The organism is Pseudomonas sp. 10-1B, from assembly GCF_000935045.1.
GTDB lineage: Bacteria > Pseudomonadota > Gammaproteobacteria > Pseudomonadales > Pseudomonadaceae > Aquipseudomonas.
In genome coordinates this window covers 161,384-188,204 of sequence record NZ_JYKS01000015.1, presented here as the reverse complement: position 1 = coordinate 188,204, position 26,821 = coordinate 161,384, and the positions used below count along the sequence as shown (strand labels likewise).

Annotated in this window: 22 protein-coding genes and 1 riboswitch; of the genes, 15 read left to right on the top strand and 7 right to left on the bottom strand. The window is 58.6% G+C overall.

The genetic code is table 11. The features are described 5' to 3' along the window. Position 1: 1 nt before the first annotated feature. Positions 2–1,387 carry an NAD(P)/FAD-dependent oxidoreductase gene (locus TZ03_RS10950; protein ID WP_177328454.1) on the bottom strand — a complete coding sequence of 462 codons (1,386 nt, stop codon included), beginning with the start codon at positions 1,385–1,387 and terminating at the stop codon, positions 2–4. A 220-nt stretch (positions 1,388–1,607) separates the two neighbouring features. After that, positions 1,608–2,240, bottom strand: coding sequence for a helix-turn-helix domain-containing protein (locus TZ03_RS10945; RefSeq protein WP_201775719.1), 633 nt, complete (start codon positions 2,238–2,240; stop codon positions 1,608–1,610). 629 nt (positions 2,241–2,869) lie between these two features. Here TZ03_RS10945 and TZ03_RS10935 point away from each other — a divergent pair. Further along, positions 2,870–3,691 (top strand): oxidoreductase, encoded by an 822-nt coding sequence (locus TZ03_RS10935; protein ID WP_051097618.1) that lies wholly within the window; start codon positions 2,870–2,872, stop codon positions 3,689–3,691. A gap of 289 nt (positions 3,692–3,980) precedes the next feature. Here TZ03_RS10935 and TZ03_RS10930 read toward each other — a convergent pair whose 3' ends face one another. Next, positions 3,981–4,586, bottom strand: a complete 606-nt coding sequence (locus tag TZ03_RS10930; protein WP_053388424.1) for a helix-turn-helix domain-containing protein — start codon at positions 4,584–4,586, stop codon at positions 3,981–3,983. A gap of 487 nt (positions 4,587–5,073) precedes the next feature. Here TZ03_RS10930 and TZ03_RS10925 point away from each other — a divergent pair, with 487 nt between their 5' ends. From TZ03_RS10925 to TZ03_RS10910, 4 genes are all read left to right on the top strand, one after another. Then, positions 5,074–6,456: an NAD(P)/FAD-dependent oxidoreductase gene (locus TZ03_RS10925; RefSeq protein ID WP_051097617.1), complete on the top strand. Its 1,383-nt coding sequence runs from the start codon at positions 5,074–5,076 to the stop codon at positions 6,454–6,456. Between the two features lie 181 nt (positions 6,457–6,637). Further along, positions 6,638–7,165 carry a sigma-70 family RNA polymerase sigma factor gene (locus TZ03_RS10920; RefSeq protein WP_051097616.1) on the top strand — a complete coding sequence of 176 codons (528 nt, stop codon included), beginning with the start codon at positions 6,638–6,640 and terminating at the stop codon, positions 7,163–7,165. Beyond that, positions 7,162–8,094 (top strand): FecR domain-containing protein, encoded by a 933-nt coding sequence (locus tag TZ03_RS10915; RefSeq protein WP_051097615.1) that lies wholly within the window; start codon positions 7,162–7,164, stop codon positions 8,092–8,094. The genes TZ03_RS10920 and TZ03_RS10915 overlap by 4 nt, the downstream gene beginning before the upstream one ends. Positions 8,095–8,232: 138 nt before the next feature. Beyond that, on the top strand, positions 8,233–10,659 hold the full coding sequence (locus TZ03_RS10910; RefSeq protein ID WP_152645415.1) for a TonB-dependent receptor: 2,427 nt from the start codon (positions 8,233–8,235) through the stop codon (positions 10,657–10,659). Between the two features lie 260 nt (positions 10,660–10,919). On the opposite strand, the gene TZ03_RS10905 is transcribed toward TZ03_RS10910, so the two are convergent. The 4 genes from TZ03_RS10905 to TZ03_RS10890 form a co-directional block, all read right to left on the bottom strand. Then, positions 10,920–13,370 carry a TonB-dependent siderophore receptor gene (locus tag TZ03_RS10905; RefSeq protein WP_051097613.1) on the bottom strand — a complete coding sequence of 817 codons (2,451 nt, stop codon included), beginning with the start codon at positions 13,368–13,370 and terminating at the stop codon, positions 10,920–10,922. A 76-nt stretch (positions 13,371–13,446) separates the two neighbouring features. After that, positions 13,447–14,283 (bottom strand): FecR family protein, encoded by an 837-nt coding sequence (locus TZ03_RS10900; protein WP_051097612.1) that lies wholly within the window; start codon positions 14,281–14,283, stop codon positions 13,447–13,449. Next, positions 14,280–14,804, bottom strand: a complete 525-nt coding sequence (locus TZ03_RS28645; protein WP_082056603.1) for an RNA polymerase sigma factor — start codon at positions 14,802–14,804, stop codon at positions 14,280–14,282. Before TZ03_RS28645 ends, TZ03_RS10900 begins: the two co-directional genes overlap by 4 nt. Before the next feature lie 148 nt (positions 14,805–14,952). After that, complete coding sequence (locus TZ03_RS10890; protein WP_051097610.1) at positions 14,953–15,189, bottom strand: hypothetical protein; 237 nt, start codon at positions 15,187–15,189, stop codon at positions 14,953–14,955. Between the two features lie 930 nt (positions 15,190–16,119). Between TZ03_RS10890 and TZ03_RS28640 the strand changes: the two genes are divergently transcribed. The 10 genes from TZ03_RS28640 to TZ03_RS10840 all read left to right on the top strand — a co-directional run bounded on the left by TZ03_RS28640 (position 16,120) and on the right by TZ03_RS10840 (position 26,801). Next, complete coding sequence (locus tag TZ03_RS28640) at positions 16,120–16,269, top strand: hypothetical protein (RefSeq protein WP_177328453.1); 150 nt, start codon at positions 16,120–16,122, stop codon at positions 16,267–16,269. Between the two features lie 593 nt (positions 16,270–16,862). Then, positions 16,863–17,369, top strand: coding sequence for a DUF3015 domain-containing protein (locus TZ03_RS10880; protein ID WP_051097608.1), 507 nt, complete (start codon positions 16,863–16,865; stop codon positions 17,367–17,369). 328 nt (positions 17,370–17,697) lie between these two features. Further along, positions 17,698–18,681 (top strand): DUF1852 domain-containing protein, encoded by a 984-nt coding sequence (locus tag TZ03_RS10875; protein WP_051097607.1) that lies wholly within the window; start codon positions 17,698–17,700, stop codon positions 18,679–18,681. A gap of 27 nt (positions 18,682–18,708) precedes the next feature. After that, on the top strand, positions 18,709–19,737 hold the full coding sequence (locus TZ03_RS10870; protein WP_051097606.1) for a methionine synthase: 1,029 nt from the start codon (positions 18,709–18,711) through the stop codon (positions 19,735–19,737). Between the two features lie 321 nt (positions 19,738–20,058). Beyond that, a complete protein-coding gene (locus tag TZ03_RS10865) occupies positions 20,059–20,559 on the top strand; it encodes a flavin reductase family protein (RefSeq protein ID WP_051097605.1) in 501 nt (166 codons plus the stop codon). 177 nt (positions 20,560–20,736) lie between these two features. Beyond that, the gene (locus tag TZ03_RS10860; RefSeq protein WP_051097604.1) at positions 20,737–21,660 is read left to right on the top strand and encodes a metal ABC transporter substrate-binding protein; all 924 of its coding nucleotides are present in this window, start codon (positions 20,737–20,739) and stop codon (positions 21,658–21,660) included. Positions 21,661–21,695: 35 nt separating this feature from the next. Next, entirely contained in the window at positions 21,696–22,574 is an 879-nt protein-coding gene (locus TZ03_RS10855) for a manganese/iron ABC transporter ATP-binding protein (RefSeq protein ID WP_051097603.1), read from the top strand. Further along, positions 22,567–23,427, top strand: coding sequence for a metal ABC transporter permease (locus tag TZ03_RS10850; RefSeq protein ID WP_051097602.1), 861 nt, complete (start codon positions 22,567–22,569; stop codon positions 23,425–23,427). The genes TZ03_RS10855 and TZ03_RS10850 overlap by 8 nt, the downstream gene beginning before the upstream one ends. After that, positions 23,424–24,275, top strand: a complete 852-nt coding sequence (locus tag TZ03_RS10845) for a metal ABC transporter permease (RefSeq protein ID WP_051097601.1) — start codon at positions 23,424–23,426, stop codon at positions 24,273–24,275. The genes TZ03_RS10850 and TZ03_RS10845 overlap by 4 nt, the downstream gene beginning before the upstream one ends. Before the next feature lie 72 nt (positions 24,276–24,347). Next, a riboswitch (cobalamin riboswitch) is annotated at positions 24,348–24,555 on the top strand. Between the two features lie 107 nt (positions 24,556–24,662). Next, positions 24,663–26,801, top strand: coding sequence for a TonB-dependent receptor (locus TZ03_RS10840; RefSeq protein WP_082056599.1), 2,139 nt, complete (start codon positions 24,663–24,665; stop codon positions 26,799–26,801). The last annotated feature ends 20 nt before the right edge of the window (positions 26,802–26,821 follow it).

Genomic DNA, 26,821 nt, shown 5'->3' with positions numbered 1-26,821 from the left:
ATCAGACTTCTTGACCAGCTTTTTTGAATCGACGACCCGTGACGAAATTGACGCCGAAGGACGTGATGATTTCTGGATAGGCGCGGCTCGGAGGAGTGCGACGTTTCAGAATTTCGATCGCCGGCGAATTCATACCACTCGCCAGTTCCGCGATTGCTTTACCAAACGCAGTGCCGCGGGAGACACCGGTACCGTTGCAGAAGGCAGCACCGTAGACGTTTTCTGCCAGCTCGCCCCAGACCATGCCGCCGTTCTGAGCGAGGGTGAGGAGTCCCCCCCAGCTAGCTTCAAAGCCCATCGAGGACAGGTGGGGGAAGCGACGATCAAACGAGATCTGTTGATGGACTTTTGCGTCCATGACGTCCTGGTTGGTGGTCTTGAATTTCTTCGCATACGAGTACACGTTGCGGAAGAACAGCCGGTTGTCATTGGTGCGGCGTACGGTAGTGCCAAAGCTGTTGGCCGGAATCAGGCCGTATGAACCGGTGCCGGCTTGTGCAATTTCCTTTTCGGTCAGCTGCCGGGTCATGCTGGCAAACGTGTAAACCGGAATGGCGCTGTTCTGGTAGAAGCCGAAATTGGTCAGGTAGCCGGACGCACAGATGATGACCTTCTTCGTCCGAATCACACCATTGGTGGTCTCGAAGACGTGCAGCGGTTTACCGAACTGCGCAGATTTCACGACAGTGTTTTCGTGAACCTGAACGTTTTTTGGCAGCAGCTTGGTGGCGTTCTTCAGGTACTTGGCTGGTTGCAGCAGGATGGTGCCGGGGTGGTGGAGGGCACGGATGTAGTGCTTGCTGCCCGTCAGTTCCTGTACTTCGCCTTTCTCTACCCAGCGGTATTTCTGGCCCATTTTGTCCAGGGCCTTGGAGAAGTGCTCCAGGTCCTTGACGCCTTCCGGAGTAGCGGCGCTGTGGTATTTGCCCTGTGGATCCCAGTCACACTCGACACCCATGTCGACGGCGGACTTGAGGTATTCGTTACCTTCAACGTTGACCAAAAACTCTTCGCGGTTGCCTTGTACGTCTTCTACGAAGTCTTGCTTGCGCGGGTTGTGGGCCAAGTCGATGGCAAAGCCCATGCAGCGACCTGAGGCGTTGTTACCGATTCGACCGGCATCTACCAGCAGAACCTTAGCGTTCTGGTTGATTTCAGCGTAGCGTCGGGCTGCATGCAGGCCCATCCAGCCAGCACCAATAACCAGGCAGTCGCAGGTAACGTCGCCTTTGAGAGGATTCAGCGGCAACTCGGGGCCGGATGCCAAATACCATCCGGAATCGGTGGGCTCCGTTTGTGGTGGTGCCACGTCGAAGCGTTTGTTGAAAATGCCTGAAGCCAATTTAGTATCTCCCGATAACAAGGAAGCCGCTTTTGTCGATGTCATTCGAGCCGGGGCTCGTTTGTCAGTAGGCAAAAATCAGGACGTTGCTATGTTTAAAAACAGTCGCCGCCCATAGTTTTTATGTGTGAGTTCACCCACCAGCGCTCTTCTCAGGATTATCAGAAGCGCTGCTATTGTTTTTCTTGTATGCATCAGACCGAAGTCTGAATCGCACCTGGATGTCCAGGTGCCCATCTATTGTCTGCTGTGCTTCTATAAGCTCTCAGTAAGTTGGAGGAGCGATTACCCAGCTGACTATCGCGTCCGCTTCACTTCGGTTCTCCCAACGAAACGGCTCATCCACGATTCGAAAACTATCCCCAGCGGTGAGCTGGAAGTGGTTGTTGTCTATCCAGATATCCAGCTCTCCGGAGATCAAATAACCCTCTTCTTCCGTATGCCTGATTGTCGGGTGCTCAAGAGTCGCACCGGGGCCAAACGTACTAAGAAACATCTCGAATTTTCCGCCGATGTGTGGCGAGAGCAGCTCTTCAGTAAGACCGTCGGTGACGGAGCCCAGTCGGCGGCGACCATCTGCCCGCACGACCCTTCCGACTTCGACGGCTGGCTGGTTAGTCGACACGAAAAACCAACCGAGCGGGACACTGAGTGCATGTGCGACCCGTTTCATGTCCGAAATCGAAATTTCGGTACGGCCTCGTTCCAGCTGACTGATGAAGCTGATCGAGCGTCCGGTCGCGAGCGCAAGTTCTGTCAATGTCTTGGAGCGCGCTTTGCGCAGTCGGCGGATCTCCGCGCCTAGTGCTGCGCGTTCGATCGAGCTATCGCTGCCAACACCTTCTATAGGAAGGCTAACCTCACCAAGCTGCATCGCATGGTCATTGTTGGTTGCCATCGTAAATTACCCGCTCAGATTAATCCATTAGCAAATTATCACCGTTCAATTAAAAATTGCACGTATTTTTTTCTATGGGGTAATCTATGGCTCATAGGCAGGCAGCCGCTTGCTTCGGATCACAGCCCCCTCTGCGCCCAGTGCGCGAGGCAGGGCAGATGGCTTAACCCAATGAAATAAAAATAAAAATTGGAGCCGAATCTATGAGCCCTAAGCAAAAGCTCTCCACTCACTCAGTCCATCCTCGGGCGGGGGTTGCCAGTCGCTCCTCGGGATCACGAGCCCAGGAATGGCTGGGTCACGGACGCACCTTTCTACATCTCATTCGCCTCATTACTCGCAGCCTGTTCGCTGCTGGGGACGGATTCGTAACGGCTTCCGGAAATTCTCTGCTCGCCCGAGGCGAGATCGAACTGGCTGCACAAAACGTTGAGCGTCTGTTGGACTGAGTACGCATTCCCATTGAGGGGAGCGGGCTCGCTCGATTGCTTGACTCGTTGGCAAGGAGGTGGCTCGAAGACATCGATACGCTTTTTGGCGGTGCGCATTTCTACTGAGAGGGTCACGCGATCCTAGTTGAGTTTCCTTCTGGGGCTGGCATTGTTCTGACGGAGAAAAGGAGTATTGATATGAAGAACTGGTTCATCACTGGCGTGTCCCGCGGATTGGGGTTGGCTATAGCGCAAGCTGCTTTGGCAAAAGGTGACAGGGTAGTGGGTACAGTTAGATCAGAGGCGCCCGAGCTGGACGGGGCCGGCGAAAATCTGGTCTTGCTCAAGGTGGACATGAGCGACGAGCAAGGCGTTGTCTCTGCGGTTCATGAAGCCTTCAAAGTCTTTGGGGGAATTGACGTTATCGTAAATAACGCTGGCTTCGGCCTGCTCGGGGCGGTAGAGGCCTCCTCGGATGAGGATGTCCAGCGCCTATTCGATGTCAATGTCTTCACTCCGATTCGTATCGTGCGCACTGCACTGCCTTATCTCCGTGCGCAAGGTCGTGGGCACATCATGAATATCACTTCCATCGCTGGACGTGCTCCTGGTGTGGGGGCGGCCATCTATGCCGCTACTAAATTCGCGCTTGAAGGATTCTCCGCCTCGCTTGCTCAAGAGGTTGAGTCGTTGGGCATTCGTGTAACCGCGGTGGCCCCAGGTCAATTCCGTACAGATTTTCTTGCTGAAAAGTCTGTTCGTAAGAGCAGTGCCGAGGTCGACTATTCGCCCGCCGTCACCGCAGCGCTTGCGGCCATGTCGGAATTGAACCATCACCAGCTTGGTGACCCAAAACTGGCTGCGCAGGCCATTGTGAATACAGCTCACTCCGCCAACCCACCATTGCACCTGCTCTTGGGCAGTGACGCATTGCAGCGCGCTCGCGGAAAACTCGCAGTCTTGATGAAGGAGATGGCTGCCTGGGAGGACGTGACGGTGGGTACTGATTTCAAAGACTGATGTAGCGCCTATTTGAAGCGGACCCATTGAGTCGGGGCGGAGGTGCTGGCTGCGTCACAGATGGTACGCGACCGAGCAACTGTCGTAGAGGCGGTGGATTGCAAAGGGGAGGCGGGGTCCAAGGTTCCCGCCAGAGGCATGGGTCGGCTAACTGCGAGATTTAACTGCTCGTGGTTTCACCGACCCATTCAATCCGCGCGTAGAATCGGACGAGCTGTTAATCCCTCGCACGCGACAATTCATTATGTGCATGATTTGAGGCTATGAGCATGAGTGCTGCTTTCGGGCGTCAAGCCGATGGTGGTGCAATCACCCAGATGACCACTACATCTACATCGCCTTTGTTTTCCCAGCGGTAAGGCTCATTTGCGATGCGGAAGCTGTCTCCTGGATTCAGGCAGATATGGTTGTTGTCGATCCACATATCCAATTGACCGGCCACCACGTAGCCTTCTTCTTCAGTGTTCTTAGCCTTGACGGGGCCATGCGATGCACCTGGTCTGACGGTGCTGAGGAACATGTCGAATTTTCCGCCGATGCTGGGAGAAAGCAGCTCCTCAGAAAGTCCACTCGCAACGGAGCCCAAATGGCGGCGTCCGCCCTTTCTGACTACACGGTTTATCTCGTGGGCCGGTTGAGCATCCGATACGAAGAACCATGTCAACGGTACGCCCAACGTCAAGGCGATGCGCTTGAGGTCTGAGATTGGGGCTTCCGCACGGCCTCGTTCGAGCTGGCTGATGAAATTGATGGAGCGACCGGTTGCGGCTGCGATATCGGCGAGCGTTTTGGAGCGTGCTTTTCGCAATTTGCGAATTTCTTTACCTAGCGTAACGCGGTCCGTTAAGGCATCGCTTTCACTCGGGAAGCCGCCAATCTCGTTTTCGCCTTGCATTTTTTCTCCTGGCCAGCCAGTCAGCGATTATCTAGGTACGAAAAATAACTAAAGATTCGTCGTCAACAAAGAAAAATCTGCAAATTTTTTCGTGTGGGGCTGAGCGGTTGTAGTGCCGTATTTCCGGGGGTAAGCGGTATCGGGAGCCACTTTACCCTATGTCTCGTTGTGTGCGGATCATACATACGTACAAATTCGAGGCACAGATCCTTGGAATTTTGCGATGTAAAAAGGTCTTCAGGCCGCATACGCTCTGGCTTACAACGCACTGGTCGGCACCCGATCATGAGGACTGACTCGCACCCTGTAGCAGTCGATTCAACCTCTGGGCCAATTGCGCGCACAGCGCGCATTCCATCGATAAAACCACGCTGTTTTTCCAAATCGTTTCGGCGTGATGGCCATAAGCGGCCTGTGCTTGCCCACCGTTCAGTCAAGTCATCTCACACCACCCGGGTTGCCGGGCAGTCATTCGGAAACCAACAGCATGTCAGCGAAATTCGATTTGTCTCATTTACCAAACAAGCCCCTGTGGTTCGCGCCGAGCGAGCCGCGTGCGCGTCTCGACGGGATGACCCAGGCAGACGTCGTCATTGTTGGGGCTGGGTATACAGGGCTGTGGACTGCCTACTATCTGTTGAAGAGCGATCCGTCGTTGCGCATTGTATTGCTGGAGAAGCGCGAGGTCGGATTCGGCGCATCGGGCCGCAACGGTGGTTGGGCCTCGGCTATTTTCCCTATCTCGTTGCACCGCGTTGAGCAGCTGTACTCGCGCCATGCAGCACTGCAATTGCAGGCAGCGATGAACGAGACAGTCGACGAGATTGGGCGAATATTGGCACTTGAAGGCATCGAGGCGGATTACGCTAAGCAAGGCTTCCTCTCGCTGGCTCGCAGTGGTCCGCAGATGGCAAGGGCGCGTGCCGCAGTTGAGTCCTCAGCACAGTTTGGTTTGCCTGATCAGTGGCGTGTGCTGGAAAGCTCCGAGGCGCGCGCTAAAACCGGCGCCCAAGGCACCCTCGGTGGACTCTACACAGAGCACTGTGCACTGATCCATCCAGGCAAGCTGGTGCGCGGACTCGCGCGGCTTGTTGAGAGCATGGGTGCAAAGATCTATGAGCAATCGGCTGTTACCCAGATGGCTCCAGGAGTGGTTCATACCGAGCGTGGTTCGGTACGCGCCGAGATGACCGTCCGTGCTACCGAAGCATTTACCTCGCAGCAGCCGGGTAAGTCACGATTTGTCATTCCACTGTACTCACTCGTGCTTGCCACTGAGCCCTTGTCTCGTGATTTGCTGGCCAGTCTCAACTTGGACCACCGCATGGCCTTCAACGACATGCGCCATCTTCGCGTGTACGGCCAAGTCACCGCAGAAGGGCGTCTGGTGTTTGGCGGCCGTGGTGCGCCTTACAAGTGGGGCTCGGTGATGCCTGACCAGGCCGACCTCGTGGACAGCATTCACAGCAAGATTTACGACACTATGCTCGAATTCTTCCCGGCCCTTCGCGATGCCACTGTCACGCATCGCTGGGGCGGTGCGCTGGGCGTTTCTCGCGACTGGTGCCCAACTGTAAGCATCGATCGCAACAACCGCATGGCCTGGGCCGGCAACTACGTCGGGGACGGCGTGGCTACCAGCAACCTTGCGGGGCGCATTCTGTGCAACCTCATCCTTGAGCGTGATGAAGACATCAACACGTTGCCAGTGGTCAACCACTGCTCGCCGTCCTGGGAGCCTGAACCGCTGCGCTGGTTCGGAATCAACAGCGGCCTGGCCGCAGCCTCGCTCAGCGATATCGAGGAGCGTTACACCAATAAACCTTCACGCACCGCGATGCTGTTGGAGAAGCTCACCGGCGCCCACTGAAAGCAGGCGCCCGCGACAGGGCACTAGGTCGGATGCCGGGAGTTCAAAGCTCTTCAGGGCCTGAGTCGACCCCGGGGCGATAGAAAATTACCGTGTTGCCGAGTTCTTCCGCATTTTTTCATTGGTGGTTACAATCGATATCAATTCTTATCCGCATTGAGCCATATCGAGGAGTCCATGGATGTCTGATGTATCGCTGCCGCCAGCTTCGCTTGGCGATGACATGCATGGCCTCTACCGTGATCACAGCCAGTGGTTGCTGGGCTGGGTGCGCAGGCGGCTGGGCGATAGGGAACGTGCAGCCGACATCACCCAGGATACCTTCGTACGTTTGATCAGCAGCGCGATGATCCGTGTACCACGAGAGCCGCGTAGCTATCTCGCGACGGTTGCCAAGCGACTGATGATCGATCAGTTGCGACGTCACCAGCTTGAGCAAGAGTATCAAGAGTACTTGGCCAATGAGCCGGAAATACAGGCGTGCTCCCCGGAGCACCGCCTGATCATCCTGGAGACGCTGATGCAACTGGATGCGATGCTCGACGGCCTGGGGAGCAAGGTACGGCAGGCGTTCTTCTACGTTCAGCTCGACGGCCTGAGCTACGCCGAAGTGGCGGCACGCCTTCACGTATCAGTCAGCTCCGTGACCAAATACATGGCAAAGGCTACCGAGCACTGCCTGTTCTTCGAACTGGATTCTGAAGCGTGAGTTTGTCGGATCGCCATCTGGCACTGCGTGCGGCAGCTCAATGGTATGCCAGGCTAGGTGCCGCGCCGGAGTGTCTGGAGACACGAAGGCAACAACAGGACTGGCTTCGGCTCGACCCGCTGCATCAGTGGGCATGGGCGAGGGTTGAACGGTTACAGGTCAGTTTGAGTGACGTGCCCGGGGCGCTGGCCCGGCAAACATTGAGTAGTGACCCGAGCATCATGGGGCGACGCGCAATCCTCAAGGGGATGCTGCTTGGCCTGTGCACGGCGCCCCTGATCGGTGGCGCATATCTGCAGTCAAACGAGTGGTTTGCCGACCTTAGCACTCGCGTAGGCGAACGTCGCAATCTGACCCTGGCGGACGGCACCCGGCTGTCTCTCAATACGGCTACCGCCGTAGACATCCGCTACGACACCCAGCAACGCCTGATTGTGTTGCACGCCGGCGAAATCCTGGTCGAAACCGCAGCCGACTCGCGTCCTCTGCTGGTACGCAGCCCGCATGGGGAGATGCGCGCCTTGGGCACCCGCTTCAATGTCCGCCTGTTTGCGCAGCACACCCGGCTGACAGTGCTGGAACACGCCGTGGCTGTACGGAACGCGAGCTTCACCGGCCCGATCATCGTCGACGCCGGCCTGGGGATGGACTTCGATGACGGGCCGCTGGGCGCGCCACAGCCTGCCGACATCAGCCAAAGTGAATGGAGCCAAGGCCGCTTGGTGGTAGACGGGTGGCGACTTGACCGCACCTTGCGGGAGCTGGAGCGTTATCGACCCGGCTTCATTCGGTGCACTGAGGCGGTGGCAGGGGTAAGGGTTTCCGGTGTCTTCCCGCTGGACGATATGGATCGGACCTTGCTGGTCATCGCCCAGGCGCTGAAGCTGAAAATGGAGACGCGCACCCGTTTTTGGGTTCGTTTTTCGTAGGCCGCCCAAAAATAATTACATTGTCATTGTCGGTTTTCGCAACTCGTCCGTGCTCTCTCTTCAAACCGCCTGCCAATGGCACTTGAAGGAGTAGTCATGCAACGTCCCACCCAAGCCGCTAACCCCCAAAAACGATCAATGCCCAGTTTAGTGCTCGGGGTTGCAGTAGTAGTCCAAGCAGGGTTTATCCAGCCGCTTGTCGTTAGCGCCAGCCAGGCGCATGCCGAACAACCGTCTCACACCTACCATATTGCCCCCGGCCCTCTGGGCGCTGCATTGAACCAGTTCGCACGCGCCGCCGGGGTCGTGCTGTCGTTCGAGACCGCGTTGACCGATGGCAGCCAGACGTCAGGCTTGCAGGGGCGCTACAGTGTGGAACAAGGTTTTGCCGTGCTGCTCCAGGGAACAGGGCTCGAAGTACTGAAATCTGGCGACAACTATCTATTGACGAAAAAAGTCGGTGCTGATTCCGCGCTGCAATTGGATGCGACCAACGTCAATGCCAATGGGCTGGGGGGAGCTACGGAAGGGACCGGTTCCTACACCACGGGGTCGGCGCAGACAGCCACCAAGCTACCGTTGTCCCTGCGCGAGACGCCGCAGTCGGTCACGGTGATGACACGCCAGCGTCTCGATGACCAGGGCATAGACGACATCAACGATGTGGTACAGAACACGCCCGGCCTGACCCTGCGCCGCACCGGGCCGAACCGCTCTTCGTACTACGCCCGCGGTTTCGCCCTGGACAACATCATGTACGACGGCCTGCCCACTAGCCTGGACAGCTCGCAGGTGTCCCAGGACCTGCTGTCGGCCGATATGGCTATGTACGACCGTGTCGAAGTGGTGCGCGGCGCCACCGGCCTGACGCAAGGGGCTGGCAACCCATCGGCCGCGCTCAACCTGATTCGCAAGCGGCCGACCCGCGAGTTCCAGGCCAGTATCGAAGGCAGCGCCGGCAGTTGGGACCGCTACCGCGCTCAGACAGACATCTCCGGCCCGCTTAACGATACCGGTAGCCTGCGTGGCCGCATGGTCGCTGCCTACCGCAACGAGAACAGCTTCCGCGACGACCTCGAAAACGAACGCAACCTGTTCTATGGCATCCTCGAGGCCGACCTCAACGACAGCACCACCCTGACCTTGAGTGCTTCGCGCCAGCAAGACAACTACAACGGCAACGGCTGGACCGGCTTGCCCACGGGCTTTAACGGCGAAGATCTGGGGCTTTCTCGCTCCACCACCCTGAGCAACGACTGGGAATACTGGAACAAAGTCACCACCACCAGCTATGCAGCCCTGGAACACGTGCTGGATAACGGCTGGAAACTCAACTTCGCCGCGACCAAGACCTGGGCAGACCTGGACATGCTTGGCACTTACCTGGTCGCCGTCCCTGCCACCGGGATCTACAACCAGTTCGTTGGCGCCGGCCACTACCGCGAAAGCCAGAACAGTTTCGATGCCTATGCCAGCGGTCCATTCAACTTCGCAGGCCGCGAACATGAACTGGTGCTCGGCGCCAGTCATCGTCGCGTAGTACTCAATGGCGATGTGCCGAACAACATCCTGCTCAAGGGCAACATCGATATCTACAACTGGGACTCGGGCGTCACGCCGAAGGTGCCCAGCCAGACCAAGTACGGCTGGCAGAACACCAACGCCAAGCTGAACAGCGCCTACGCGGCCACCCGCCTGAGCCTGGCCGACCCCTTGAAACTGATCGTGGGCAGCCGCCTGGATTGGTACGAAAACGACACCACGAACCCTTACCGGAACACTGAGTCGCACCTGAAGGTCACTCGCCACGTGACCAAGTACGCTGGACTGATCTATGACCTGGACGCTCATCATTCGGTGTACGTGAGCTACACCGATATCTTCAAGCCACAGAGTTACGTCGATGCCAGTGGCGGGATCATCGCGCCCATCACCGGCAAGAACTATGAACTGGGCATAAAAGGTGAGTACTTCGATGGCGCCTTGAACGCCTCGGCGGCGATCTTCCAGATCGACCAGGAAAACCGCGCCAAGTCCGTGACCGATCTGGACCGGTGCCCGACCTATCCGACCACCGCCTGTTATGAAGCGGCGGGCAAGGTCCGTAGCAAGGGCATCGAGCTGGAAATCCAAGGCCAGTTGACCCCCAACTGGGAATTGGGGGCGGGGTATACCTTCACCGAGGCGAAATACGTCAAGGACAGCACTGCGGCCAACGAAGGACGACTGTTCGACACCGACATCCCGCGTCACCAGTTCAAGATGAGCACCACCTACCATCTGCCAGGGCAATGGAACAAGTGGCGCGTGGGCAGCTCGCTGTATGCCCAGAACCGCATCTACAACACCAACGCCGCGAAGACGTACATCATCGAGCAGGAGGGCTATGCCTTGGTCGATTTCATGGTCGGTTTCAAGCCGACCAAGCACATCGACGCACAGTTGAACCTGCATAACGCGTTCGACAAGTCCTATTACAACTCCTTCAGCAACACGGTGGCAGTACCGAGCAGCGTGTATGGTGACCCGCGCAACCTGATGCTGTCGGTGAAGTACTTGTTCTAAACTTATCGGCCTGACGATCACCGCAGAAGGCGACGAGTTCATGCGCCGTTATCCGACAGGCCGCATGGCCGTCATAAAAACTGAGCTGATGTCACCTGAACTGGATCTGGAATGACACCAACCACGGCATCACTGCTCGCCCAATGCTTTCCCGTGCAGCGCGTATTCACTGGCATAAAATGAAAAACGCCCGGTGGGGTTCACCGGGCGTTGATTTTTAGTTGGCAGGTTCAGCCAGGTTTCAGGGGCTGTCCAGCACTTCACCAGTTGTGCGTATAACTGACAGTCAGCACAGTGCCCGGTGCTGGCAGGTGGCTGGTGTTGTTGTTATTGCGCAGCAATTGGCTGTAAAGCGGGTAGTAGTCGCGGTTGAACAGGTTCTGGATGCCGACGCTCAGCTTGTCGTCAGGGGAGACCTGGTACTGGCTGATCAGGTCTACCGTGGTATAGGTACTTACCTTGTGGCGGCCAAAGCTGTCGACGCCATCGAGTCGATAATCCTTGGAGTCAAAGAACGTCGCTTGCAGGCGGTTGCTCCAATCCAGCGTCGGCTTGTACTGAATATACGCGGACAGCTTCAGGGGCGGGACGCGATAGCCTGTCATGTCTTGCCAGCCTTTGTCGTCCGGCTTTTCTCGTCCGCGCATCCAGGTCGCACTACCACCCGCGCCCCACACCGCATCGTCCGAAAGCCAGTCGGCACTGGCTTCAGCACCGTAGATACGTTCCTTGGTTCGCGTGAGGATCAGGCCATTATTGAAACTTTGCACGTCGCCCAGTTTGGAGGTGGTGTAGAACAGCGCCAGGGTGCTCAGCGTGTTGCTACCCAGCTCGCCTCGCCAGCCAAGCTCATAATTGTTGGTTTTGACCGGCTCCAGGTCCGAGGCACCGAGGTCGAAGCCACGGCGCGCATTTCGCAGCTGAATGCCCACGTCGGGTAATTGGAACCCTTGGCTGAAGGAAGCGTAGATTTCCTGGCCGAGCACTGGCGAATAGACAATGCCAAGGTTCGACAGCACCGCGTCGTAATGGATCTCTCCTCCCTTCACCGCCACGGGGGAGGCCGCCCTGGATTCGGACAACGGAACGAAGTCATCGTATTCGGCGGTGGAGTATTCGTAACGCAGGCCGCCGTCGACCGACCAATGCTCATCGAAGCGATGCTGTAGCTGGGCGAACGCACCTGCGCTACGGGTTTTGAGCGGTGGCATATAGGTGAGTTTACCGGTCTTGTCGAAGACCAGGCCGCCACTGGTGTCGTACGCTGCCGGGTCGAACACATCGATCGGCATGTCGCTGCGTTCCTGGTTATAGTCGCCACCCCACACCAATTCGGTGTTGCCGCTGCCGCCCAGCGGCGTGCGCACGGTCAGGCGGCCGCCGAACACTTCGCTGTTTTGCATGATCTGGTCCACGTTGCCGCCACGCGTGGCAACGGCGCGGGCATCGAACGGCGTGAAGCGGGTGAAGTAGTCTCGGTAATACATTTGGGCAGAAAGCCGGCTTCCGAGAATGTCGAGGTTTTCGTACTCCAGGTTCACCAATGTGTTGCGAATGCGGTTCTGCTCGTCGAGATCCAGGCCCTTGATCGCGTTGGCCGGCACTGAGCCCGCAGGGAGTCTGGCGACGCCTGGGTCCGTGGCGTAGTCGGTGTCCTGGCGTGCATCGTAGTGGCTGACCGCGAGTTGGACACGCTGGTTCTCGTCGATGTGCAGCCCGAGCTTTCCACCTATGTTGTAGATGTTCGAATCGAACAGGTCGCCCTGGCTGGGTTCTGGGGCGATCCGGTCGCCGTGCGCATCAGACGAGGCGCCGATGTGGCGGGTACCGAAGTCGAACGAGTAGTCCACCGCTCCCTGGGAGCCTGCGAAATACTGCTGGAACTGGCCACCCAGGCCATCGCTGCCCAGGCGGGTAAGCGGTGAGGTGGCACTCAGGCTGGTTTCGGCACGCTTTTCGCCCCCGGCAGGTCGTGTGGTGATGGCGATGATGCCCCCCGTGGCGCCGCTGCCGTAGATGGCGCTGCTGCCACGGATGACTTCGACCCGTTCGATCAGTGCCGGATCGATATTGGCCAGGTTGCGCGAGGAGTCACGGTTGGTATTCAGCGGCACCCCGTCGACCATGACCAACAGGCTGCGCCCACGCAGGGTTTGCCCGTACTCGGTGACGGTGCGGCTGGAATCGGACATGCCCGGAATCGCCTTGGCCAGTACCGTGGCCAAGCTCTCCGACCCCTGGCGCAGCTCTTGCAGTTGTTCATGTTCGATAAGGGTGGACTGCCGCGTCGCGGAGACCAGGCTGCTGCTGGTGCGTGAGGCGGTGATTTCCATCTGTGCCATTTCCACGGGCGCGGCTGGGGTTTCGGGAGTGGGCGTGGGGGCCCTCTGGGCTTGGTTGGACGGGACGATGATGAATGTGCGTTCATCCTTGGCCCGTGCTTGCAGGCCGCTGTCTTTGAGTAGCTTTTGCAGGGCTTCCTGTGGCGTGAAGCGGCCCTTTACCGCAGGTGTTTCCTGGCCGGCACCGAGGTTGCCGGCAAAGATGATCTGTACCGAAGATTGCTGGGCGAGGGCGTTGATGGCCTCACCCAGCGGGGCGGCAGGTAGATCCACGTTCACCTTTTCCTGGCCGTGGGCCGACACTGCGATGAGCAGGCTGCTGGCAAGCAATGACAGGCGTAGGGGGCGACTGCGAAGGGGAAGATGCACTGCTCGAATTCCTATGTAGGTGGCTTGTTTTCAATAGCCGCCACGGGAATCGAGAAACCCTACCTGCGCCTGAGAATTATTTTCTTGTCGGTTTGCGTTGGATCTGGACGCTGCCGTCCTCTTGTCGTGCCACCGAAACGGGCAGGATACTCGGGAGCAGGTCCAGCAGCAGATCGACATTGTGCGCCTCGAAAACCCCTGTCACCTTGAGCGCGGCCAGGCTTGGATCGCCCAGGTGAATCGGCGCCTTTCGATAGCGGCGCAGCAGAGAGACCGCTTCGTCCAACGGCGTCTGCTCGAACACGATGCGATCATCTTTCCAGGCCATCGCCTTGGCGGCGTCAACCTTCGCTACCGGCATCAGTTGCCCGCGAATCGAGTCGACCTGTTGCCCGGGCATGAGGATGACAGGTGTTTGTGATGCAGCCGTTGTGTCAACTTCCACGCGCCCACGAGCCAATGTCACACGAATGTCATCGTTATCCAGACGACGAACATTGAACAACGTACCGAGCACCTGGACTTTCGCCAAGCCAGCCGACACCACGAAGGGGCGGTACACGGCCGAGGACACATCGAACAGGACTTGTCCGGAGCGCAGGTCGACATCGCGACTGAGTAAACGCCAGCTGATATCGACCTGGCTGTCACTGTCGAGCAGCAACGTGCTTCCATCCGCCAGCACGACAGCACGCCGCTCACCGATGGCGGTAGCGAAGCGCTCGCTCTTGTAAGCAGGGTTCAGCCAGGCCAGGGCGCCAAGGGCTATCGCAACCAACAGCGTGATACCCGCTGGCATTGGCGATTTGCGCGGTCTTGGCTTGGACGCAGGGATGGGAAACTGCCTCTTCAACGCTTCACGATGTCGCTCCATAGCATCGTCCAGTGACGCTTGCTCGGTCTTCCTCGTCATGCGTGGACCTCGTCACGTCCGAGCCGTTCTCTGCATGCTGCCAGCCCCAGGCGTAGATGCTTTTCCACTGTCTTGATGGATATCCCGAGGCGCTCGGCGACTTCCGCCTGAGGAATTTCGTGAATTTTGTGCATGACAAAAACGGCCTGGCAGCGAGGGGGGAGACCTGCGATGGCATCGACGAGCAGTTGAAACTCGCGCTCGGCGTCGTATCTGCCCACGGGGGTGGCTGCTGTACAGGCAACCTCTGGCAATTCGGCGACTGCCGCCACCCAGGTGGCGCGGCGGCGATCGCTACGATAGCGGCTCACGGCGGTGTCGTTGGAGATTTTTCGCAGCAGTGCCAGGGGTGTCCGGACGTCTTCTTTCTCGCCGCGCTCAAGCAGTTGCACGCACACGTCATGCACCACCTCGCGCGCCATGCCCCTGTCGCCGAAGCGACGGCGAATGTGGTCCACAAGCTCGTCGTAGTGACGTACCAATGTGGACAGCAGCGTCGGTTTGGCGGGATCGAACGACACGATGCACCCAGGAAAAGGAGCTTGGCTCCGAAGAGAATGGGCGTTAGTGTAAATGAGAAATAATTGCGAATAAATACCATCTATCACGGCTCGCGGTGAGTCGCTAACTGATGAGGCCACAAATTCGACAGGGGCTATTTGAGGCGCGTCATTCCGTACGCAGTAAGGGGAACAGTTCCTCTGGGTTGCGTGCCTCTGCGTTCATCTTGTCGCACGCCGCGCAGGCCTCCGATCTGTTGATGAAGCCACGCTTGAGCCGTTCCTTCTCCTGGTTGTCATAGATGTCAAAACCGCCCGACGTGGTGGCGGCGTAGAACCGGTTGCCGATTTGGAAGCATTCTCCCTCTATCGGTACAGCAGGAACGATAACGAATCTTGGTTGCATCTCTGGAGCCTCCCCAGGCAGATAGTTAAGTATTAGCCTGAGAGTTGGAAGGCAACAATATGACTCATCGGGACGATTCAATGGCGTGCCGTGTCACTGCTATTCGCCATGAGCTGGCGCCCAGCGAAGCCGCGGTAGCCGAGTTGGACGCAGCCCTTTCCGTTCCAGAATCAGTAGTGCCTCAGCCCTAATGCCAGTCAGTTAAGCCATTTGGGGCCGCTGCGCGGCCCATCGCCGGCAAGCCAGCTCCCACAGGGACTGCGCAAAGCTTGAGATCTGCGAGGTACCTGTGGGAGCCGGCTTGCCGGCGATGGGCTGCACAGCAGCCCCAATGCGCCTTCATAGGCTTAACTGACTGGCATTTGTGCCCGCCCGTCGAGCCCTTGGCACTTCAACCCAAGCCAACTTTCCCAATCGTATGCGCAGACATCCTGCGCCAGAGATGGGAGAACTGTTATGGCGATTGACCACAATGGCCCAGACGCTGCGTACCCAGGGCCAGCTGAAGGAAGGCCAGATTCAGGGCACGGTCACGGATCTGGACTTGAGAAAACGGCTTCCGAGCCAAAGCAGGGCGTTGGTGAGGCATGGTCAGAAAAGCGGCCCGAGGACTGGAATCCTCCTCCTGGCAACCCTGGTTCCGATCAGGACTCACAAGTCCAGCGAGATAACGGCACTGCTCGTACTGAGGGCAACAAAGCACCGGACCCGACAGAGACCAGTGGTGAGGTCCCGCTGCCACCGGACGACGATGCTCCGATCGAGGAAGAGATGAGAGATGTAGATGCCAACAACTCGGTATCCAGTGAACATCCAGAACCTCGATAAGCTCGTCATTTTCCTGGTGAGGCCGTCATAAGGGGCGGCATCCGAACGAGGTACACAGCAATGAGCAGCGATCCGAATGCGCAAGGTGGCACTAATCCAGACATGCCTACTTCACCAGACCCGGAAGTAAACCCTGACCGGCCTACCGTTCCTGACCCTGATGATGACCCGCTCATGAACGAAGAGAAGGGCGGTGGCCGTCCTTTGGACGATGAGAACCCCGCCTTGGACGAAGATCCGCCCAAGGAATAGACCACGCTGCACAGCAGGCCCGCCAAGATGCGTAATGCTGTTCACTTAAGCAATTTGGGCCGCTCTGCGGCCCATCGCAGGCAAGCCAGCTCCCACAGGTACAGCACAGGCCTCAAGAATTGCACGCCATTCCCTGTATTTCAGCGGTAGCTGCGTCCGGGCAGCCACATCAAACCGTTAGCATATTAGGCCGCGCCACAAAATCAAAATGCGCCATTCCAGGGGCCGATTAGCAATTTGCCATGCATACTACTCAGAGCGCTTCTTGGCTGATCCGTACGCCTCACTTCTTTCGCGCTTACCCACGGAAATTACCGAGACGACGACTCGTTCAGCCTCCAGGGGGACCTTTAACGAGGGCGAAGTGCACGGTCATCCCCAGAAGCCCATCGTCTCGCGAGCCGGGTCTAACGCTTTGAAACCGCATCAACGCAGGAAAAGTTTCTCTGGCCCAGCAGCAGGGGGGCTATTCACCACGGCCAGGCTGGACAGTCCTGGTCAAACCACCTACATATTTTAACGCGAGGAGAATTTTACTTCAGGTCAATGGCATCCAGGCTTCAGACAATATCCATAATTACAGGAGCGCGCTCATGACACACAAACTCATCCAGAAAGCGTTTGTAATTGGTCTTTTGAGCACTGCCGGTACGATGGTGCAGGCGGACCAGGCAGGAGGCAATGGTTGCGGCTGGGGTAACATGCTGTTTGAGGGGAAGCGAGGTTTGGCTTCGCATTTGCTTGCTACCACAACGAATGGAACCTCTGGCAACGCCACCTTCGGCCTGACCTCCGGCACCAACGGTTGTGATTCCAATGCGCGCCTGGGTTATGGCGGCCGCTCGATGCTGGCCATGAACGGCATGCTCGAGAATATTGCCGAGGACATGGCGCAGGGGCAGGGCGAAGCCTTGAATGCTTATGCCACCTTGTTGGGTATTGAACAGGCAGACCGCGCCCACTTCGCCCAAGTGACTCATGAAAACTTCACTACCATTTTCTCGGGACCTGAAGTGACCGGTGAACAAGTGCTTCAGGCTACCTTGGACGTCATGGGGCGCGATCAGCAGTTGGCCCGTTACGCCAAGTCACCGAGCTGAATACCCGCCAACGCGACGCTCGCCGAGCAGCACAACGTGCCGTTCGGCGAGGCCCATTACGACACCGATAACTGGTTTGCGCGGGCCAAGGGCAGGCCAGGCCATCATCCCGGTCGCTGGGAAGGCCTGATGCTGATGACGAGCCATGGCTGATCTGGATGAGTTTTTTCATCTGCGCTCGAGCCATCATGAGCATGGCTAAAGATCCTTTGAAATCAATTCATTAGCCCTCGCTCAATGACGCCCTTTAAGATGCCCCTCAATTACAGGCAGCGTAAGTTTTATCAGGGTGCGCTGAAATCGTTACCAGATTAGGGTGTCAGGTTAAATGAGCAGGGAATTTGCATTTGCCATCAAGAGCATTTGTTTCGATGAGGACTACCAGCCTTCGGACAATACTCGGATAACCACCAACTTCGCCAACCTGGCGCGAGGCGCCAGCCGCCAAGAGAACCTGCGCAACACCTTGAAGATGATCGACAATCGCTTCAATGCCCTGGCGCACTGGGATAACCCCAACGCTGATCGTTACACGGTCGAGCTTGAGATCATTTCCGTCGAAATGAATATTGGTGCTGAGCGCAGCGCTCATGCCCTGCCATTGATTGAAATATTGAAAACGACGGTTGTCGATCGGCACACCAACGAACGCATTGACGGCATGGTCGGGAATAACTTCTCGTCGTATGTGCGGGATTATGATTTCAGTGTGTTGTTGCTCGGCCACAACAAGGGCCAGACCGAGTTCAGTACACCCGAGCATTTTGGCGACCTCCACGGCAAGCTCTTCAAGGCTTTTGTCAACTCGGACGCTTACAAGGAACACTTCAACAAGCCGCCGGTAATCTGCCTGAGTGTATCCAGCAGCAAGACCTACCAGCGCACGGAGAATCAGCATCCGGTGCTCGGCGTCGAGTACCAGCAGGATGAATACTCCCTGACCGATGAGTACTTCAAGAAAATGGGCTTGAAGGTGCGTTACTTCATGCCGCCAAACAGTGTTGCACCACTGGCCTTCTATTTTGCCGGTGATCTGCTCGGTGACTACACCAACCTTGAACTGATCAGCACCATCAGCACGATGGACACCTTCCAGAAGATTTACCGGCCTGAGATCTACAATGCCAACTCTGCAGCCGGAAAATCCTATCAGCCCAGCTTGCAACATCAGGACTATTCATTGACTCGTATTGTTTACGATCGAGCAGAGCGTAGCCGACTCGCTATCGAACAGGGGAAGTTTGCCGAAGAGTACTTCATCAAACCCTACCACGCTGTTCTTGAACAGTGGTCCGCCAGTTACGCTGCCTGAATAATCCAGAATACAAGGTCTTCCATAATGAAAAAATTGCTACCCACTTCAACCGCTGGCAGCTTGCCTAAACCTTCCTGGCTCGCAGAACCTGAGAAACTTTGGTCACCGTGGAAATTGCACGGCGATGAACTGATCGAGGGCAAGCAGGACGCACTGCGTTTGTCTTTGCAAGAGCAGCAACATGCCGGGATCGACATCGTCAGCGATGGTGAACAGACACGTCAGCACTTCGTCACGACCTTCATCGAGCACCTCGACGGCGTGGATTTCGAAAAGCGTGAAACTGTCAGAATTCGCGATCGCTACGATGCGAGCGTGCCAACGGTGGTCGGTGCGGTCGCTCGTCGCCAGCCTGTATTCGTCGAAGATGCCAAGTTCCTGCGTCAGCAAACCTCGCAACCGATCAAATGGGCGCTGCCAGGCCCCATGACCATGATCGACACGCTGTATGACGCGCATTACAAAAGCCGCGAAAAACTGGCCTGGGAGTTCGCCAAGATCCTCAACCAGGAAGCCCGGGAGCTCGAGGCTGCCGGCGTGGACATCATCCAGTTCGACGAACCCGCATTCAACGTCTTCTTCGACGAGGTGAACGAGTGGGGCGTCGCCACCCTGGAGCGGGCCATCGAAGGCCTCAAGTGTGAAACCGCCGTGCACATCTGCTACGGCTACGGCATCAAAGCCAATACCGACTGGAAAAAGACCTTGGGCTCGGAATGGCGGCAATATGAAGAAGCCTTCCCCAAGCTGCAAAAATCGAGCATCGATATCGTCTCGCTGGAGTGCCATAACTCCCACGTGCCGATGGACCTGATCGAGCTTATCCGCGGCAAGAAAGTGATGGTGGGCGCCATCGACGTGGCCAACCATGCCATCGAAACCCCAGAGGAAGTGGCCAACACCCTGCGCAAGGCCCTTCAGTTCGTCGACGCCGACAAGCTCTACCCTTGCACCAACTGCGGCATGGCTCCGTTGCCTCGTCACGTGGCAAGAGGCAAGCTCAGTGCCCTGAGTGCAGGCGCGGAAATTGTCCGTAGAGAGCTCTCGAACTAGTGCTGACCCTGACTCGAAGGTAGCAAGCGCAGGCTCAGCTTGAGGTCAGCCCGAATACTCGGGCTGACTCGTAATGCTGTTCACTTAAGCAATTGGGGCCGCTCTGCGGCCCATCGCAGCGGTTCGTCGCCACGACAAGCCAGCTCCCACAGGTACAGCACAGAACTCAAGAATTGCACGGTCCTGTGGGAGCTGGCTTGCCTGCGATGGGCTGCGCAGCAGCCCCAATCAGTGTGACATCACACTTAAGTGAACAGCATTACGGGCTGACTCGGGCCTTTTCCAGCACGTTCGAGCAGTACCTTATTCCCAGGATCTACTATGTCACTCCCTAGTACTGCTATCGAGCCGTCGAGCTTCCGCGAAGCGCTTGGGCACTATGCCTCTGGCATCACAGTAATTACCTCGCACACGGACGACGAGCCGATTGGCTTCACTTGCCAGTCGTTCTATAGCGTGTCGATGAGCCCGCCGCTGGTGTCATTCAGCGTAATGTCCAGTTCGGCTAGCTATCCTAAAATTCGTCAGGCGGGTCGTTTCGCGGTTAACATCCTGTCGGGTGCGCAGGTCAGCATTTCCAACCAGTTCGCTCGGCGAGGCACGGACAAGTGGCGCGAGGTCGAGTGGCAGCAATCGCCGCTGGGCAATCCGATCATTGCTGGCAGCCTGCATTGGCTCGATTGCGAAATTCACGCCGAGCATGTTGCGGGCGATCATCTGATCGTCATCGGTGAAGTGAAAGCGTTGAACCTGCAGGCAACTGCTGCCTCGCAGCCCTTGCTGTATTTCAAGGGACAATACTGCAACCTCGCTGATGAATAGGGATACAGCGGTCATTCAAGTGAACGTCATTGGGTTTGCCATCCGTGCGGCAGCTCTCCATACTCGGGCATAACAAGCCAACTAACTGAACCCCAGCTTGCGTCGGGCTTTTGAACAAAGTTGGCGTACCCACCGTGAACCTAGCCGTTTCCTCTGACTTGAAGTGGAAGTGTGCGGATGTTCGATACAACCAAGCCCCGTTCAGTGTTATCGCGCCTGGGTGGCGTGATGCTCAGTGTGTTTCTGTTCGCCACGCCAGCTGGCGCCGCGGAACAGTTCAAAGTCGTTACCACCTTCACCATCATTGCCGATATGGCCAGGAACGTGGCGGGTGACGCGGCGGTGGTGGAGTCGATCACCAAGCCTGGCGCCGAAATCCACAACTATTCCCCGACCCCAGGCGATCTGCGCCGTGCCCAGGGGGCCCAGTTGATCCTGTGGAATGGCCTGGACCTGGAATTATGGTTCGAAAAGTTCTTCCAACGCTTGGACCAAGTGCCTGGGGTGGTGGTCTCCGAGGGTATCGAACCCATGGGTATCGCGGCCGGTCCCTACACCGGAAAACCCAATCCGCATGCCTGGATGTCACCGCGCAACGCGTTGATCTACGTCGACAACATCCGTGATGCGTTGGTCCGCTACGATCCTGGCAATGCCGACATCTACCAGCGCAACGCCGAGGCCTACAAAGCACGTATCGAGGCGACCATCGCGCCGATTCGCGCACGGATCCAGCAGATCCCGCCCGAGAAGCGCTGGCTGGTCAGCAGCGAGGGCGCGTTCTCGTACCTGGCCCGTGACTTCGACTTGAAGGAACTCTATCTGTGGCCGATCAACGCCGACCAGCAGGGCACCCCGAACCAGGTGCGCAAGGTCATCGATACAGTGAGGGCGAACGGCATACCGGCCGTATTCAGTGAGAGCACCGTCTCCGACAAGCCCGCGCGCCAGGTTGCCCGTGAGACCGGCGCACGGTACGCAGGTGTGCTCTACGTCGACTCGTTGAGCGCCAGCGATGGCCCGGTACCGACGTACCTGGATCTACTGCGGGTAACGACGCAGACACTTGCCAAAGGCCTGGGCGAGGCGCAGAACCCATGAACCATCCAAGCCCGCCGGTACATGAGGTTCGCGCCATGAAAGCCACAACGCTCGAGCCTGGCATTGTCGTCCAAGGGGCGACGGTGACATATCGCAATGGCCATACTGCGCTCCTGGACGCCAGCTTCGAGCTGCCCCTGGGGACTATCACCGCGCTGGTCGGCGTCAACGGCTCGGGCAAGTCGACCCTGTTCAAGGCCATCATGGGCCTGGTACACCTGGCGGCGGGATCGATCAGCGTGCTGGGCATGCCCGCCGAACGTGCGCTGCGCAAAAAACACACGGCCTATGTGCCGCAAGCCGAAGAGGTCGACTGGGACTTCCCGGTGCTGGTCGAGGACGTGGTGATGATGGGCCGCTATGGACACATGGGCCCGCTGCGCATCCCGCGTCGCGCCGATCATGACGCCGTGGACGCCGCGCTGGAGCGGGTCGACATGCGCGCGCTGCGCAAACGGCAGATCGGCGAGTTGTCCGGCGGGCAACGCAAGCGTGTGTTCCTTGCCCGTTCGCTGGCACAGGACAGCAGGATCATCCTGCTCGACGAGCCGTTCACCGGCGTCGATGTGAAGACCGAGGATCAGATCATCCAGCTGCTGCGCGAATTGCGCGAGGAAGGCCGGATCATGCTGGTGTCGACCCACAACCTTGGCTCGGTGCCAGAGTTCTGCGACCGTGTGGTGCTGATCAAGCGCACCATCCTGGCCCATGGCCCCACCGATGAGGTCTATACCCGCGACAACCTGGAGCTTGCCTTCGGTGGCGTACTGCGGCATTTCGCGCTCATCCAGGGCAGCGAGCATCTGCAACCGCCGGTGAGCGTGTTCAGTGACGATGAGCGCCCGCTGATCCTGCGCGACGGTGTGCCGGCCCGGCGGGAAAGCGACAGCGATAACGAGGCCCACCGTGATTGAACTGCTGCTTGAGCCTTTCGCCTACGGGTATATGCGCAATGCCATGTGGGTTTCGGCATTGGTAGGCGGTGTTTGTGCGTTCCTGTCCTGCTACCTGATGCTCAAGGGGTGGTCGCTGATCGGTGATGCATTGTCGCACTCGATCGTTCCTGGCGTGGCCGGCGCCTACATGATCGGCTTGCCGTTTTCCCTGGGCGCCTTTTTCGCCGGTGGGCTGGCGTCGGCTGCCTTGCTGTTCCTGCAGCGCCGCACCCGGCTCAAGGAAGATGTGGTCATTGGCATGATCTTCACTTCGTTCTTCGGGCTCGGCTTGTTCATGGTTTCATTGTCGCCCACATCGGTGAACATCCAGACCATCGTGCTGGGCAACATCCTGGCGATCACGCCCGGTGACACGCTGCAGCTGGCGATCATCGGCCTGGTCACCTTGGCCGTGCTGCTGGCCAAATGGCGCGACCTGATGCTGACATTCTTCGACGAGAACCAGGCCCGTGCGGTCGGCATCCGGCCGACGCGCCTGAAACTGCTGTTCTTTGCCCTGTTGTCGGCCTCGACAGTCGCCGCGTTGCAGACGGTAGGGGCGTTCCTGGTCATCTGCATGGTCATCACCCCCGGTGCCACGGCGTACCTGCTGAGCGATCGCTTCCCGCGCCTGTTGGTGATCGCCGTCAGCATTGGCGCGCTCACCAGCCTGGCGGGCACTTACCTCAGTTATTACCTTGATGGCGCGACTGGCGGCGTCATCGTCGTGCTGCAGACCTTGATCTTCCTGCTGGTCTTCGTCTGTGCGCCCAAGCATGGGCTGCTGGCGGCCAGGCGCCGCGGGCGGCAGGCGTTGGAGGTGCGCTCATGAGTGGGGTGGAGCTGTTGCTGGAGCCGTTTCGCTTCGATTTCATGGTCAATGCCATGCTCATCGCCGTGCTCATCGCGGTTCCCATGGCGCTGTTGTCCTGCTTCCTGGTACTCAAGGGCTGGGCGTTGCTGGGCGATGCCATTGCCCACGCGGTGTTCCCAGGTGTGGTAATCGCCTACATCGTGCATATCCCTTATGCCATAGGTGCGTTCGTGGCCGGCATGTTCTGCGCTGTCGCTACGGGGTTTCTCAAGGAGAACAGCCGTATCAAGCAAGACACGGTGATGGGCATCGTGTATTCGGGGATGTTCGGCCTGGGCCTGGTGCTCTACCTGAAGATCGAGTCCAGCGTGCACCTGGACCATATCCTGTTCGGCGACATCCTGGGTGCCAACAGCCAGGACATGTGGCTGTGCGCAGCCATCGCTGTGCTGACGGCGGCTGTCATCGCGACCAAGTGGAAGGACCTGATGTTGCATACCTTCGATGCGATACAGGCCCATGCGGTGGGCCTGCGCACTGGCTGGCTGCACTATGGGTTGTTGTGCCTGATCTCGCTGGCCGTGGTGGGAGCCTTGAAGGCTTCCGGTGTCATCCTGGCCATTGCGCTGCTGATTGCACCCGGTGCCATTGCAGCGTTGGTTGCCCGCCAGTTGCGGCACATGCTGTGGGTTTCGTTGATCGTCGCTATCGGCTGTGCGTTTCTGGGGGTCTATCTCTCATTCTTCCTCGACAGCGCCCCGGCGCCCACGATCGTGTTGGTGTTCGCGCTGCTGTTCATGCTTACCCTCTGTTATCACTCGACCGGGCGCATGGCCGCCAAGAAAACCTCGGGCCCGCTCGCATGATAACGACCAGGGCGGGGCGCGCGGCTCGCCCAGATGGCATGTGCCTGTTGACCTGAGAGCATTTTGATGGTCATCTGCGCGCCTGTTTCAGGTGCCCCCTGCCGCCGTGCATGGGGTGAAACGGGAAGCCGGTTCGTCATCGCGCGATGATCAGTCCGGCGCTGCCCCCGCAACGGTATGCGAGCGAAGCATTCGACACACCACTGTGCCCCGGCATGGGAAGGTGAATGCTTCATGACCCTCGCGAGCCCGGAGACCGGCCTGAAGCATCGTTTGGCAAACCCGCGGTGGGCGGGCGCAGGCCGGTTTCCGTGGGCGCGTGCGCCTGCGATCGCCCATGCGTTGTTCCCTCCGGGATTCTTTCATTCCTGTTTCAAGTGGAACGACATGTCCCGTAATTCGCTGTTCAGTTCTCTGCCGGGCACCTTGCTGCGTGCAAGCCTGGTTCCCTGTGTTTTCCTTTCCGTTTCGGCTCAGGCCGCCGAGGCCGACAAAGCCCTGGCACTGCCGGCGACCGACATCACCGGCATTGCCGAGCAGAATCCGCAGCCAGATTTGCATACCCCGAGCACCAGCGGCTCGCGCTTGAACCTGACGCCGCTGGAAACCCCCGCCAGCGTGACCAGCATCAGCGCCGAGCAAATTCAGAAGCGCAATAACGCCACGGTGCAGGACGCCGTCACTCGCTCCCCCGGCATCACCTTCATAGGCACGCCAGGCAACGGCGGCACGGCGCTGTCGGCACGTGGTTTCACCGGTCATAGTTCGACCATGCAGCTCTATGACGGCACCCGGCTGTATGTTGGCGCCGGCACGGTCACCTTCCCGGTGGATACCTGGTCGGTCGAACGCATCGATGTGCTGCGCGGTCCAGCGTCAGTGTTGTACGGCGAGGGTGCTACGGGGGCGGTGATCAACGTGGTGCCAAAGAAGCCATTCGAGGGGGAAATCCGCAACCATGTGCGCCTGGGCTACGGCTCGGATGATCGCAGGCAGATGGCCCTGGATAGCGGTGGTTCATTGACCGATACCCTGAGCTACCGCCTGAACCTGAACAAGCTGGCCAGCAACGGCTGGGTCGATCGCGGCGACTCGCAAAGCCTTGCCATCAGCGGTTCGCTGCGCTGGCAGCCCAGCGACGAGCTGAGTGTCACCCTCAGCCATGACTACGGCGATCAGGACCCGCAGCAGTACTTCGGTACACCGTTGGTGGACGGGCACTTGCGCGAGTCCGTGCGTGACCACAACTACAACGTCGACAATGCCGAAGTGCATTACAACGACCAGTCCACGCGCTTGGTGACGGATTGGGTGATCAGCGACAACCTGACCGCCAGCAATCAGTTGTATTTCCTCAAGGCCCAGCGCCGTTGGCGCAACGCAGAAACCTACACCTGGCTGCCGGGCGACCAGGTGCGGCGCAGCAGCTTCATCAGCATCAAGCAGACCCAGGAGCAGATCGGCGATCGCCAGTCGTTCACCCTGCAGCACTCGCTGTTTGGCCTGGACAGCCAGACTGTGGTCGGCGCCGACTACAACTCGATCCGCTTCGTGCGCAAGCACGACTTCGGCAATACCCTGACCGACACCGTGCCGCTGTCGGGCTCAGGCGGCGGCGAGTACATCAGCAATGACCCATACCGCTCTCGCGAAGCCAACCAGGCCAGGCAGTTTTCCCTGTTCGCCGAGAACCGCACGCAGTTGACCGAGCGCCTGTCGCTGATCACCGGTGTGCGCCGCGACCAGGTGCACCTGAACCGTGATGACCTGGATGCCGATACCCGCAGTGACCGCAGCCTGTCTGGCGACAACTGGCGAGCCGGGCTGGTGTTCGCCGTGAGCGAAGACCTGTCGGTCTACGGCCAGTACGCTACCAGCACCGAAGGCGTCAGCAATCTGCTGACCCTCAACGCTGCCCAGCAGCAGTGGGACCTGAGCACGGCCAAGCAGACCGAGGTGGGCATCAAGCAGATGCTGCCCGAGGGGCGAGGGGAGTGGACCCTGGCGGCGTACCACATCGTCAAGAAGAAACTGCTCAGCACCGATCCGGTAAACCCGACGTTGCAGCAGCAAGTCGGCCAGCAGTCCTCGGACGGTATCGAGGCCAGCCTGGAGCTGCGCCTGCCCTACGATGTGCAACTGTCGGCCAACGCCGCCTGGGTGCGGGCGGAGTACGACGAGTTCGCCAGCGGTGGCAACGATTACTCTGGCAACCGGCCGATCAATGTGCCGCGCCGCTCGGCCAACCTGTGGCTGAGCAAGGACTTCGGCCAGCGCTTCAGCGTCGGTGCCGGGGCGCGTTATGTCGACAGCCGCTATGCCGACAACGCCAACACTGTCGAAGTGCCGAGCTACACCGTGGTCGACGCCAACTTCGACTGGCACGTCCAGCCGGACCTGACCCTTGGCCTGCAATTGAACAACCTGTTCGATCGCCAGTACGCCACCACCACCAGCAACAACGGCCGGCAGTGGTACCTGGGCGAGCCGCGTTCGTTCTTCGTCACCGCCGACTACAGCTTCTGACCCCGTGCACGGGTCAGCCA